The sequence below is a fragment of the Flavobacterium sp. FG19 genome (assembly GCF_057809475.1).
Genome location: NZ_JBMDKA010000012.1, coordinates 15,050 through 28,747 on the forward strand (window position 1 = coordinate 15,050; position 13,698 = coordinate 28,747).

The following is a 13,698-nucleotide window of genomic DNA, read 5'->3' on the forward strand; positions in this document are numbered from 1 at the left end:
TATCAAAATTTTAAGTACTGCACAATACAGTTTATATATATTTTCCTTCAAATATATCTGTAAAAAAAGCTCAATATCAATATTTTATATTAAATTTAGGTTTCTTATCGAACTTTTGCATGAATTCATTTTAAAACCTAAAAATGATGGAATCAAAAATACCCAAAGGACCTCTTGAGGAAAAATGGCATACCTATAAAGCAAAAGCAAAACTGGTAAATCCGGCTAACCGCAAAAAACTTAACATTATAGTAGTGGGTACGGGACTTGCAGGAGCTTCCTGTGCGGCTTCCCTGGCCGAACAAGGATATACTATTCAGTCATTCTGTTTTCAGGATTCTGCCAGAAGAGCTCATTCCGTTGCTGCTCAGGGCGGAGTCAATGCTGCCAAAAATTATAAAAATGACGGCGACAGTGTTTACAGAATGTTTTATGATACCATAAAAGGCGGTGATTTCAGGTCCCGTGAAGCCAATGTTTACCGACTGGCCGAATGTTCTGCCGCCCTTATTGATCATGCTGTAGCCCAGGGCGTTCCTTTTGCCAGGGAATATGCGGGTTATTTAAATAACAGGTCTTTTGGCGGTGTTCAGGTTTCCAGAACATTTTACGCACGCGGACAAACAGGACAGCAGCTTTTGCTTGGAGCTTATCAGGCCTTAATGAGACAGGTTTCACTGGGAAAAATACAGCTTTATACCCGACACGAAATGCTGGAACTTGTTGTTATCGATGGTAAAGCAAAAGGAATTATAGCCCGAAACCTTGAAACCGGAGCTATTGAACGTTATGCCGCCGATGCCGTTGTACTGGCCACCGGAGGTTACGGAAAAGTGTATTATCTTTCTACACTCGCTATGGGCTGCAACAGTTCAGCCATCTGGCGGGCACATAAAAAAGGAGCTTTTATGGCCGGAGTCAGCTGGATTCAGTTCCACCCTACTTCGCTGCCGCAGCACGGTGCCAATCAATCTAAACTTACTTTAATGTCAGAATCATTACGGAACGACGGCCGAATCTGGGTTCCCAAATCAGCTGATGATAAACGCGGTCCCAATTCAATCCCCGAAGAAGAACGTGATTATTACTTAGAGCGTCGTTATCCTTCTTTTGGAAACCTGGCTCCCAGAGATATTTCTTCACGGGCTGCCAAAGAACGAATCGATGCCGGACATGGTGTCGGTCCCATGAAAAATGCCATTTATCTGGATTTCTCCGATGCTATAAAAGCCCAAGGAAAAGATAAAATTGAAGCCAAATACAGTAACCTTTTTGCCATGTATGAAAAGATTACCGGAATCAATGCTTATAAGGAACCTATGCTTATTTCACCATCGGCTCATTTTACTATGGGCGGACTCTGGGTCGATTACGAATTAATGACGACCATTCCGGGGTTATTTGCTTTGGGAGAGGCTAATTTTTCAGATCACGGAGCCAATCGTCTTGGAGCTAATTCGCTGCTTCAGGCTTGTGTTGACGGTTATTTCATAGCGCCTTACACTATTCCGAATTATCTCGCAGGCGAATTAAACAATCCCAAAGCCAGCATCAGCCATCCTGCATTTGAAGAAGCCGAAAAAGCCGTCAGATCACAGCTGGACAAATTCCTAAATAGTAAAGGAACATTAAGTGCCGATTATTTTCATAAAACCATTGGCAGGCTGCTATATGAGAAATGCGGTCTTTCCAGAAGTAAAAAAAGTCTCGAAGAAGCCATAGAAGGCATCAAAAATCTAAAAGATTCCTTTGAAAATGAGCTGTTAATTACAGGTGATGCCGCATTAAACAGCGAACTCGAAAAAGCGGGCCGGGTTGCCGATTATCTGGAACTGGCCGAATTAATGTGCCATGATGCCCTGCAGCGCGAAGAATCCTGCGGCGCCCATTTCAGGGAAGAATACCAGACGGCCGATGGTGAAGCTGTTCGTAACGACGATGAATTCTGCTATGTTTCAGCCTGGGAATGGAAAGGAAAAGACCAGCCGCCGCAATTGCACAAAGAACCGCTGGTTTTCGAATCGGTTGAACTTACCGTGAGAAGTTATAAGTAAAATGTGAATTGCAAAATGAAACTTAAAACTAAATCTCCCGCATCATAAACCATAAACCTAAAACGTATGAAACTCTTTCTAAAAATATGGCGTCAGTTGGATACTTCTTCTAAAGGAGAAATGGTAGATTATGAAATAGACGGTGTTTCTGAACAGATGTCGTTTCTGGAAATGCTGGATCTTTTGAATGAATCATTACTTCAGAAAAAAGAACGTGTTATCGAATTTGACCACGACTGCCGTGAAGGAATCTGCGGACAATGTGGTGTCATGATTAACGGCAGGGCACACGGACCTTTAAAAAATACTACTACCTGCCAGCTGCATATGCGAAGTTTTAAAGACGGAGAAACGATCTATATTGAACCTTTCAGGGCAAAAGCTTTTCCGGTACTAAGAGATTTAAAAATAGACCGGAAAGCTTTTGATGCCATCATCGCTTCGGGAGGTTTTATAGGCGCTTCAACCGGACAGGCCCCGGAGGCCAACAGTATTCCTATTTCGTATGAAACTGCCGAAGCTTCTTTTGATGCTGCGGCCTGTATTGGCTGTGGTGCCTGTGTGGCCAGCTGTAAAAATGCCAGCGCCGCTTTGTTTACCGGAGCCAAAATAACCCATTTGGCACTGCTGCCTCAGGGAAAAATAGAAGCTTCTAAAAGAGCCCTTTCTATGGTAAAACAAATGGATGCCGAAGGTTTTGGGAACTGCTCTGATACCCGTGCCTGTGAGATAGAATGCCCTCAGGGAATTTCGGTACTTTCTATTGCCAAAATGAATTACGAATATACCAAAGCGGTACTTTTAAGGAAATAAGCTTTTCTTTAGAACTACGAACAGAATACCTGTTCAGAACAAAAATTAATCCTAAAGCTGCAGCGAAATTTATTATTCTTCGTTTTTACTTAATTTATAACAAAAGAGTTTTCTAATGAGAAATACTTTTGGTTTCTGCGAATTATATTTGCAGGTAACTATCTAAATAAAGTACCACATTTATCATGAGAAAAAGTCTAACGCTCCTGCTCTTATGGCTGCCATTAGCAGGCAGTACCCTCATTTCCCAGACTAAAAAACAAAACACTAAACCTAATATTGTCATTATCAATATGGATGATATGGGTTACGGTGATACTGAACCTTATGGTATGACCGGAATCCCGACACCGCATTTTAATCAGGTAGCGCAGGAAGGAATGCGTCTGACTAATTTTAATGCAGGTCAGGCTATCTGTACTGCGTCGAGGGCAGCTTTGCTTACAGGCTGTTATCCTAACCGAATCGGAATGTCAGGAGTACTGCTTCCGGGTGCCAAACACGCTTTAAACCCAAAGGAAGCTACTATCGCTTCTCTTTTAAAGAAGTCAGGTTATAAAACCGCCAATTACGGTAAATGGCATTTAGGAAATGAAATGCCGTACTGGCCGACTAACTATGGTTTTGATGAATTTTTCGGGATTCCGTATTCGCATGATGTATGGCCGGTGGATTATGATGGCTATTCACTGGTTACGGATCCAAAAGATATGCGTTCTGGCTTCCCTCCTCTTCCGTTAATCAGCAATACCACTATTATTGATACCATCCGAAACATTAAAGAAGCTTCGAAACTCACCACTCTTTTTACTGAAAAAGCAATTGGTTTTATCAAAAAAAATAAAAAAGAACCATTCTTTTTATACCTTACCCATCCCCTGCCTCACGCACCTCTGGCAGTTTCGGATCAATTTAAGGGAAAAAGTGAACTTGGTCTTTTTGGTGATGTGATTACCGAACTGGACTGGTCAATTGGCGAAATAATAAAAACACTGGACAGTGAAAATCTTGCCAAAAACACCGTTTTAATCATTACAAGCGACAACGGACCCTGGCTGGTATTTGGTGATAATGCCGGTTCTTCGGGTGGTTTCAGAGAAGGGAAATCAACCAGCTGGGAAGGCGGTACGAGAGTTCCGTTTTTAATCCGATGGCCGGGTAAAATAGACGGAGGTACCGTAAATGGTTCACTTTTAACGAATATGGACCTGCTGCCCACTATTATGGCGATAACCGGAGGTTCATTACCTGAAAATAAAATAGACGGTCTAAACTTTCTGCCGCTGCTCAAAGGAGAAACCAACAAAGGCCCAAGAGATACCTTTTATTATTATTTTGGTCCGGGAACCAGTAACCTTGAGGCAATTCGGTATAAACACTGGAAACTGGTTTTTCCTCACAAAGGCACTACTTACAATAAAAACCTGCCGGGAAAAGACGGTTACAGAGGAAAAGGTGCAGCTGCCGAAGTTCCTATGGCCTTATACGACCTGGCACATGATCCGGGCGAAATGCGTGATGTACAGGAATTGTATCCTGAAATAGTACAGCAGATTCAAAAAATAGCCGAAACCGCAAGAGAAGATTTAGGAGATGATCTTACGAACAGAACAGGAAAGAATGTCAGAAATCCTGCTATCGTAAAATGATTTTTTTATGAATTACCAGCTTTGAAAATACAAAGCCCGATTCAGATAAGAATCGGGCTTTGCTTTTTTTTTTTGTTTTATATTATTTCTATAAAAGAAACCCCGGCACTCGTTAACTGGCTGAATAAATTTCTAAAAAAAACAGATAAAATCAGAGTCTCGCTGCAGGGTAACTCACGAAAATTTACTTCGTTTATTTGCTTCGAACAGGCCTCGTTTATTGAAATGACAAATACTATATTCAATCAATATTAAAAACCTTTGCACCTTTACACCTTTGTAACTTTGCACCTTTACAAAAAAACTAAACCGCAAAATAAGGCGTCAGAATATCTTCAAAATTGTATAATCCCTTTTGTTTGTCTTTCAGGTTTTCAGCCACAAAAATAACTCCGTTTCCAAAAGCTTCTCTTGAAATAGATTCGTGAATCAAACGAACGGTCTGATATGGAAAACCAAAGATTACTTCGTGTTTCCCCACAATTCCGCCGGCTCTCACTGAATTGATATTTTCTTTTTCAATGTCCAGCGCTTCGGCAATTTTAATCGCAGTTCCTGAGGTTCCTTCCTTTTTCTTAAAATGTTCCTCGTTAACTTCTATATCTACCCAGGGTGCAATTTTCTTTAAAAACTTAGCCGCAAACAGTAAATAATTCACTCCAAGAGTGATGTTAGGTGACCAGAAAACTGTTGTTTTATGCGCCAGTTTTTGCAGCAGTTTCAGTTCTTTTTCTTTATAGTGGGAAATCGCAGAGATGATTTTTACTTTCTTCTCGGCTGCCGTTTCACCATAGGTATAGATTCCTTCACTCGAAGAAAAATCGATAATAGCATCAACAGGATGTTTTTCGAGTAATTCCTCTACAGAAGTATTGGCACTTGAATAAATTAATCCGGGTTCTTCTGACTCCACGCCAAAAAACTCAGGAACCGATCTGTGTTCTAAAACCTTGCTTTGTCTTAAAACCCATTCGAGTGAGAATTTTTGATTTTCCAGTAGTATTGAGGCTACTGATTTTCCAGTCTTTCCAAATCCGATTAATCCTATTTTCATATAATATTGTTTTATTTGGGTAAAAAACCCGTTAGCAGAATTGGTATTGTTAAAAGCAGATACAATTGAAGAAATTGCTAAAAAAATGGCTTAACAAATACCCTAATAGTATAAAAATAGAAAAAATATAACAGTCGAACTACAAAAAACTTCGTTATATAACAAATCAAAGTCTTGTTAACAGGATTTTATTTGCTAATTAAATTTTTCAGATAAAAAAACGTTCTTCTCTTTCCGCTTTATTTTTACAGAAATTGCAGCTAAATATTTACGGCCGGTTTTGAAACTGTTTTTGTCCCCAATATCTAAAAAAAATAGCAGTAAAAAAAAGATTTCATAATGTACAACTAAACATATTTTCAGTAGTTTTATGACCTGATACCCCCAAATTAATATCAGTAAACAATGGCTTATAATACGAATGGACTACTACGCTTTTTAGATGCGCAAAACAAATTGTATCTAACGGCACTTGAGGAAATTAAAAAAGGTAAAAAGGAATCTCCGTGGATGTGGTTTATATTTCCGCAGATCAAAGGAATGGGTTCCAGTGATAATTCTAAATTCTACGAAATCAAAAATGCCGATGAGGCGATTGCTTTTCTGGAACATCCTATTTTAGGAAAACATCTCATAGAAATTACCGCCGAACTTATCAAAAATGAAGAAAAAACTGTTTCTGATATTTTTGGCACCACCGATATTGAAAAACTAAAATCCTGTATGACACTGTTTGCCAGTATCCAGAATACAGAACCTGTTTTTCAGGATGTATTGTATAAATACTTTGACGGATCTTCTGATTTTCATACCCTGCAGTTATTGTACAATAATTTATAAATCCCGTAAATACTGCTTTACTGAGCAGTTTAGTTTAAAAAAATAAACCTGATTTTACGGCTTTTTAAATTAAGATATCTATATTTGCAACGCTGTTGCGTTTATTTAAGTCAGGATCAGCCGCTTAAATAAAACGCAGCAGAAATGCCACCTGATGAAAAAGAAAATTGTTGTTGTAAACTTTTTAATGTCGTTTGCAGTATTGTTCGCCATGCTGTTCCAAACGGTCCATTCTTACGAGCATATTTTCAGACAGGCTTCAGAAGAACACTGTCATCATCATTATACTCAGGGACAGAAAGAGATCACACATAGTCATTCTGTTGATGCTAATTGTCATATCTGTCATTTTACTTTTAGTACTTTTATTCCTCTTTCTTTTGAAACTGTAATATTTCAAAAAAGCAGGGTCGAAACCTCACCTGTTTTCTTTTATCCTGAGGTTTCCTCCATATTTTTCAAGGGCAGTTTGTTTGCCCTTCGTGCCCCTCCGGCATTCCTGTAATTTACCGCATTTCCTTATTTCAGTTTCTTTTATTGCTTCTGCATAAAAGAAAATACGGATTTATGTCTGTTTTTGATCTGATACCGTCCGGTCAGCTTCAGTCATTCCTGTGGTAAAACTCCCTTTTTTAAATTAAAACACTATTAAGGCCTTTATAATCTTTATAAAAGGCTGAACGTTTTTATTTCTGTTTCAAAAAATCACTTATCCAAATACTTAAAAAACGATGCTTACAGCAAAAAATCTGACCAAAAAATATGTCGATTACACGGCTTTGAATGCCCTGAACTTAACCATTAACGAAGGCGAAATCTTTGCTCTTTTGGGGCAGAACGGAGCCGGAAAAACTACTACCATCAATTTATTCCTTGGTTTTATTACGCCAACTTCGGGAGAACTGGAAATCAATACTATTTCGGTTACAGCCCATCATCAGGAAACCCAAAAACTAATCGCCTATATTCCGGAAACAGTAATGTTATATCCCAACCTTACCGGACTTGAAAACCTGAAATTCTTTTCGTCACTGGCGGGATTTAAATATTCTTTGGGAGAACTGACCTATTTTTTAAACAAAGCCGGGCTGCAGGCTTCCGCACACGATCAGTATTTAGGCGGTTATTCAAAAGGAATGCGCCAAAAGGTAGGCATTGCTATTGCGATTGCTAAAAAAGCCAAAGTACTGCTGCTGGACGAACCTACAAGCGGTCTGGATCCGAAAGCTTCTAATGAATTTTCGCAGATCCTTAAAGAGCTTTCGGCAGACGGAACGGCTATTTTAATGGCCACACATGATATTTTCCGTGCCCGGGAAGTGGCTTCGCATATCGGGATCATGAAACAAGGCAATCTGGTAACCGTAATCGAAGCCGATAAAATCTCGGCCAGCGAACTGGAAGATCTCTATTTACAAACGGTTTAAAAGGAAAAGCAATTTCAAATGAAAAAAGTATTTCTCCTTTTATTTACAACAGCCGGATTGTATCAGGCCAAATCACAGGTAGTAAACAGCAGACCCAAAGACAGTCTTGTTCAGGACTCTGTTAAGACACCTATGCAGAACAATGAATTGCAGACGGTAGAAATCATAGGCCGTTCGACCAGAAAGTACAACAGCGATTATTCCTTTGCCGCAACCAAAACTGCTGCTTTAAATAAAGACATTCCACAGTCGATATCGACCATTACCAAAGAATTAATTGCTGATAAAGGAGCTTTTTATCTGGCCGATGCCGTAAAAATGTCCAGTGGTGTTATTCCGGCCAGTTATTACAACCAGTACACGATTCGTGGTATCAGCCAGAATGAAGAAGGTCAGATTATTAACGGAATGCGAACCCGCCAGTACTATTTTTTACAGCCTTTAACAAGCAATATCGAGCGTGTGGAAGTAATCAAAGGCCCGTCCAGTGCCACCTTCTCTTCTGTTGATCCGGGCGGAAGTATTAACATGGTGACCAAAAAACCTCTGGCTGCTGACCGAAAAGAAGTCAGTTTAAGTGCCGGCAGTTTCAGTACTTTACGCGGAACCTTAGATTTTACAGGACCATTAAATGAATCTAAAACGCTTTTATATCGCGTAAACGGCGCTTATCAGCAGGCCAAATCGTTTCGTGACCTGGTAAACAATAAATCATTCCTCTTCTCCCCTTCTTTCAGTTATATCCCGAACGAAAAAACAGCTATTAACACAGAATTAATCCTGAGCGATATGAATGGAGTTCTGGACAGAGGACAGCCTATTTTTGGTGCCGTTGCGGGAAAGACCAGCTTAAATAAAAGCCCAATCAGCCTGAATCTGGGAGCTCCCGGTGATTTCTTTGCATCTAAAGAAATGATCCTGATGACGAACTTCGCCCATAAATTCAGCTCCAAAACCGCTTTTAATGTGTCGTACATGAAACAAACCTGGACTGAAGACCTGCAGGAACACAGAACCACGAATGCTTTTGCCGTCGACATGAACAATCAGCCTGTAACGAGCCTCGCCATGATGCAGTTTGTACAGCGTCAGCAAAACTGGGATATTGACAATCTGAGTGCTTATTTTAATTTTGATTTACAAACCGGAAAACTTAAACATAAATTACTAACAGGTTATGATTTAAGCAGCTGGAATAAAAATAAAGGCGGTGGACAAAATGCTGCCAGAGGTTATCAGCTGAAAGACGGAACAGTCGCAGGTTCCTTCGTTCCTGCCAATGCTTCCAGTTATCAGACCATTACGATTGATGGCGTTGTGCTTCCAAAGCCTAATGTTGAATACTTTAACCTGAACGATCCTCTTTATCGTCTTACAAGTCCGGAAGATTATACTTTAAATATCAGAACTGCGCTGCCATCAGCACTTACAACTACTAATGCCCTGTATATTCAGGATCAGATTCAATGGGAAAAATTTACCTTTTTACTGGGGCTGCGAAACGAATGGTTTGAAGACATTACGAATTACGAAACCAATAACGAACTTAAAGTCAAAAAATCGGCTTTACTGCCCAGAATTGGAATTACCTATGATGTAAACAGTGCCGTTAATGTTTACACTACTTATCTCGAAGGTTATCAGCCGCAGTCGAATACCGTAACTTTAATGCCGCAGACAGGTTCACTTCCGGCCGGAAGCTTATTTGATCCGCTTGAAAGTGATTTAAAAGAAGCCGGCATCAAAACTACTTTTTTCAATAATTCGATGAGTTTTAATGCTGCGGTTTATGAAATTAACCAGAGAAATATCCTCATGAATGCCAATGATCCGGTAAACCCAGATTTACTTGTAACCAGAGGAGCTGAAAGAAGCCGTGGTTTTGAATGTGATCTGGCAGGTTACATTACACCCGACTGGCAGATTAATGCTTCTTACAGTTATATCGATGCCGAAATCAGGCAGGACAGTAATCCGGACTTAATTGGAGCCCGAAAACAAAATACGCCAAAAAACAGCGCCAATTTGTGGACGCGATACAACTTTAAAGCGGACTCGGCTTTAAAAGACCTTGGAATTGGAATCGGAATGCAGTACCAAAGCAGTAAAATACCCTGGTTTACCAGAGATTTTACACTGCCAGATTTTACCATTTTTGACGCGGCCTTATTTTACAAACCAAGCGGCAGTAACGTGCAGGCTGCTGTAAATGCAGGTAATTTACTAAACAAAACGTATTGGCTTGGGGCGCAGAATTATCTGCGTTTGTTTCCGGGAAGCCCCAGAAATGCAAGCCTTACTGTAACTTATAAATTTTAATTTATATGAAAATATTACAATCTGAACTCCTTATTGCCCGGCATTTTAAAAATGCTGTTTTTAAAAATCCGGCTCTTTATATTATGATGTCATTGATTGGCCTGCTGCTTTTATTTGCAGCTTATTCGGGCTGGGACAATTACAAAACCCAAAACGAAACGAGCGAAAAATACCAGCATCAGTCCCGTGAAGACTGGCTTAAAAATCCGGATAAAAATCCGCACCGAATGGCACATTACGGGAATTTTGCTTTCCGGAAAAGTACTTCCTTAAGTGTTTTTGAATTTGGAATGGAACCTTTTTTCGGGAATGCTGTTTTTCTGGAAGCACACAAACAAAACACCGCGAATTTCTCAGAAGCCGGATTCTCCAGCAGTATGCTGCGTTTCGGCGAAATCAGTATCGCTATGGTATTGCAGGTTTTAATGCCTCTGCTGATCTTTTTCATTGGGTTTAACTCTGTGGCTTACGAAAGGGAAAACGGAACTTTAAAAATCCTTTTAACTCAGGGCATCAGCTGGAAACAGCTTTTATGGGGTAAAATCCTGGGAATTGCCGCAGTCATTCTGCTGCTTTTTGTTCCCACCCTTATAGTTTTAACTGTGATTTGGTCAGGGCTTCAAAACTTTAGTATTACAGCCGATGAGACTTACAAAATGCTGTTATTTATAGTATTTCATTTTTTGTACCTGCTGTTTTTCGCAGTCATAGCGGTTCTGGTTTCGGCCTTCAGCAAAACATCCAAAAAAGCATTGATTTCTTTAATCGGGACCTGGCTTATCCTAACCATTATTCTGCCGCGAACAACTCAGGCTGTCGGGGCCTATTTGTATGAAGCTCCTTCAAAGATTAAGTTTAACAGCGATATTGAGAAAGACATTTTAAAACAAGGAGACAGCCACAACCCAAATGATTTGCATTATAAAGCGATAAAAGATTCTTTACTGCGGGTTTACAAAGTCGATTCCGTACAAAAACTTCCTTTTAATTATTCAGGTTTTATTATGACCGAGGGTGAGAAAATCAGTTCGAAAATCTACAATACCCATTTAGAAAATCTTCTAAAAATTTACGACAGACAGAACCGTTTTTCTAAAGTCGTTTCTTTCTTAAATCCGTATATCGCCATAAAAAACCTTTCAATGGGATTGTCCAATACTGATTATGATTCGTATATCGATTTTCAGAAACAGGCCGAAACCTATCGTTATCATATGGCTCAGAAAATGAACGCACTGCAGATTCAATACATCAGTAATAAAAAACCCGGACCTAATGACAAACCGCTTACAATTGGCAAAGAACACTGGGCAGACGTTGAGGAGTTTCATTATGAACCCAAAACCATAGGCAAAGTTCTAAAAACCGAAATGGTCTCTGTTATTTCTATTCTTTTATGGGTAATCCTCCTGTTTGTTTTTATCAGGATTGCTGCTAAAAACCTAAAAGCCATCTAATATGTTAGTACTCTTATTTAAAAATTTTATACGTTCAAAAGGTACCAAAATTGGTTTGCTTTTTTTATTGATCATTGGTTTTATAAGCCTCTTAATCGGACGTCAGTTTCAGGAAAAACAGCAAAACAGTATTAACGAGGCTGCCGTATATCAAAAAGAACATATTGCCCGAAATGCTGCTTTTCATAAAGACGAAATCGGGCTTCTGCTCTACTATATTAAATTTTCGCTGGTCAATACAACGCTGCCTGTAAATAGTCTGGCTATTGGACAGCGTGATGTAAACCCGTCGATTCAGAGTGTTACCATCCGCGGACTTGAAGCTCAGAAATACGATTCGGAACTCAATAATCCGAGTAATCTCTTATCCGGAAATATTGACTTTAGTTTTGTACTTCTCTATCTCTTTCCGCTGCTGATTATTGCTTTTTCATATAATCTTATTTCCGAAGAAAAAGAATCAGGAACCTGGAAAATTGTAGTGGTACAGAGCAGAAATACGTTTTTATACATTCTGAAACTGTTTTATGTACGTATTTTAAGTCTTATCGGGCTAATGACTATACTGCTGCTGACTGCTGTTATATTTTTACAGATTCCGATAGATAAAGCGTTTGTTTTGTTTTACGGACTTTCGGTTTTATATATACTGTTCTGGTTTGCTGTCTGTTTTTTTATTGTTTCTTTACAGAAGAATTCTAACTTTAATGCTGTTATTCTGCTCACTATCTGGCTGTTTCTGATTATTATTCTTCCTGCGGGAATCAATACCTATATCATCAATAAATATAAGGTTCCCGAAGCTCTGGAATTAACCCTTATCCAGCGAAATGCCTACCATGAAAAATGGGATATGGACAAGCAGGAAACAATGGATAAATTCTGTAAACATTATCCGCAGTTTAAAAAATATACACTGCCGGATACCGAATTCAGTTGGCTCTGGTATTATGCCATGCAGCAAATGGGCGACGATGAATCTGCTGTTCAGTCTAAAGAACTCGAAGCAAAACTGGAACAGCGCAACCGTGCCAGCGAACTAATCGCTCAGTTTATTCCAACACTGCACACACAGATTCAGCTCAATGAAATAGCGAAATCAGATTTGCGAAACCAGCTTTTGTTTTTAAAGGAAACACAGCGCTTCCATGAAAGGCTGCGTCTGCATTTTTATCCTGAAATCTTTGAAAATTCCCCTGTGGGCGAACAAAAATGGGATAATTTTAAGGTAGAAACTTTTAAAGATAATACTCCGGTCCGTTTTACAAAAGCATTTCTGCCGCTGTTCTTTTTTATTATACTGCTGATAGGTTTTGGATGGCGTAATTATCGTCGTTTTTCTTAACTTTTTTTTAAGCATTGATTGGGTAAAAACAACGGGTTCGTAAAGTTTTATATAAAGCTTTGCGAACCCTTCATTTTTCTACAGCTTGTATAATTTCAGCCTGTTATTCCGAATTCAATATCTTCTATAAAGGAACCCCAAAAATAGCCGTTATCTCTTTTCAGCAGGTCTGCGTCTATCTCCAGCAGTTTATCTTCAAGAAAACGGGCGTATTTTTTATGATTGGAATTCTCTCTGTAATTTCCCAAATCCTGACCCGGAATAACCTTCTGCCATAAATAATCATATACATACAGCTGCTGAACAAAATGATACAAAGAGGCAGCAATAAACATTTTATTCCCGGCCTTCAGAATATTTCGCGAGTTCAGATCTAAAACGATAGTATCTGAATCGGAACGGCTTCCTATTTTAATTTCTGAATCAGATACCCAAACAATCTCATCCGTAAATTGAAAATCCATAATAGTATTGGGTAAACCCACAGAAGAAAGGATCAAAACTTCTTCTTTTGTCAGTATTTCACCAATAGAAGGTTCAATATTCCTTTTAACCCAAACGGATTCGAAATGTTCTGTTATTTTATCTTCAAACATTATTTCTGGTATTATTTATTTCTTTATCTGTAGTCAAACATACCTAATTTTTAATTCAGATATAGATTAATTATCCGCCATAATAAGGCTTTACAGATTATATTTCTCCTAAAATTAAATAACATAAAAATAGTACTCCTTTTT

11 protein-coding genes are annotated in these 13,698 nt (G+C 39.0%); 9 read left to right on the forward strand and 2 right to left on the reverse strand.

The features are described from left to right. Window positions 1-143: 143 nt before the first annotated feature. From ACODST_RS13115 to ACODST_RS13125, 3 genes are all read left to right on the forward strand, one after another. Window positions 144-2,054 carry a fumarate reductase/succinate dehydrogenase flavoprotein subunit gene (locus ACODST_RS13115; protein WP_488932563.1) on the forward strand — a complete coding sequence of 637 codons (1,911 nt, stop codon included), beginning with the start codon at window positions 144-146 and terminating at the stop codon, window positions 2,052-2,054. Between the two features lie 66 nt (window positions 2,055-2,120). After that, entirely contained in the window at window positions 2,121-2,867 is a 747-nt protein-coding gene (locus tag ACODST_RS13120) for a succinate dehydrogenase/fumarate reductase iron-sulfur subunit (RefSeq protein ID WP_488932564.1), read from the forward strand. A 185-nt stretch (window positions 2,868-3,052) separates the two neighbouring features. Next, the gene (locus ACODST_RS13125) at window positions 3,053-4,516 is read left to right on the forward strand and encodes a sulfatase family protein (RefSeq protein WP_488932565.1); all 1,464 of its coding nucleotides are present in this window, start codon (window positions 3,053-3,055) and stop codon (window positions 4,514-4,516) included. A 304-nt stretch (window positions 4,517-4,820) separates the two neighbouring features. Here the strand turns inward: ACODST_RS13125 and ACODST_RS13130 are convergent, their stop codons facing one another. Continuing rightward, window positions 4,821-5,570, reverse strand: a complete 750-nt coding sequence (locus ACODST_RS13130) for a 4-hydroxy-tetrahydrodipicolinate reductase (RefSeq protein WP_488932566.1) — start codon at window positions 5,568-5,570, stop codon at window positions 4,821-4,823. A gap of 405 nt (window positions 5,571-5,975) precedes the next feature. On the opposite strand from ACODST_RS13130, the gene ACODST_RS13135 reads away from it, so the two are divergent. The 6 genes from ACODST_RS13135 (at window position 5,976) to ACODST_RS13160 (ending at window position 12,958) form a co-directional block, all read left to right on the forward strand. After that, window positions 5,976-6,410 carry a DUF1810 domain-containing protein gene (locus ACODST_RS13135; protein WP_488932567.1) on the forward strand — a complete coding sequence of 145 codons (435 nt, stop codon included), beginning with the start codon at window positions 5,976-5,978 and terminating at the stop codon, window positions 6,408-6,410. A gap of 154 nt (window positions 6,411-6,564) precedes the next feature. After that, window positions 6,565-6,915, forward strand: a complete 351-nt coding sequence (locus tag ACODST_RS13140) for a hypothetical protein (RefSeq protein WP_488932568.1) — start codon at window positions 6,565-6,567, stop codon at window positions 6,913-6,915. 226 nt (window positions 6,916-7,141) lie between these two features. Beyond that, entirely contained in the window at window positions 7,142-7,837 is a 696-nt protein-coding gene (locus tag ACODST_RS13145; protein ID WP_488932569.1) for an ABC transporter ATP-binding protein, read from the forward strand. A gap of 18 nt (window positions 7,838-7,855) precedes the next feature. Further along, window positions 7,856-10,156 (forward strand): TonB-dependent siderophore receptor, encoded by a 2,301-nt coding sequence (locus ACODST_RS13150; RefSeq protein WP_488932570.1) that lies wholly within the window; start codon window positions 7,856-7,858, stop codon window positions 10,154-10,156. 5 nt (window positions 10,157-10,161) lie between these two features. Further along, a complete protein-coding gene (locus tag ACODST_RS13155) occupies window positions 10,162-11,613 on the forward strand; it encodes an ABC transporter permease (RefSeq protein ID WP_488932571.1) in 1,452 nt (483 codons plus the stop codon). Window position 11,614: 1 nt separating this feature from the next. Beyond that, entirely contained in the window at window positions 11,615-12,958 is a 1,344-nt protein-coding gene (locus tag ACODST_RS13160; RefSeq protein ID WP_488932572.1) for a DUF3526 domain-containing protein, read from the forward strand. A 95-nt stretch (window positions 12,959-13,053) separates the two neighbouring features. Here ACODST_RS13160 and ACODST_RS13165 read toward each other — a convergent pair whose 3' ends face one another. Continuing rightward, complete coding sequence (locus tag ACODST_RS13165; RefSeq protein ID WP_488932573.1) at window positions 13,054-13,554, reverse strand: hypothetical protein; 501 nt, start codon at window positions 13,552-13,554, stop codon at window positions 13,054-13,056. Window positions 13,555-13,698: the final 144 nt, after the last annotated feature.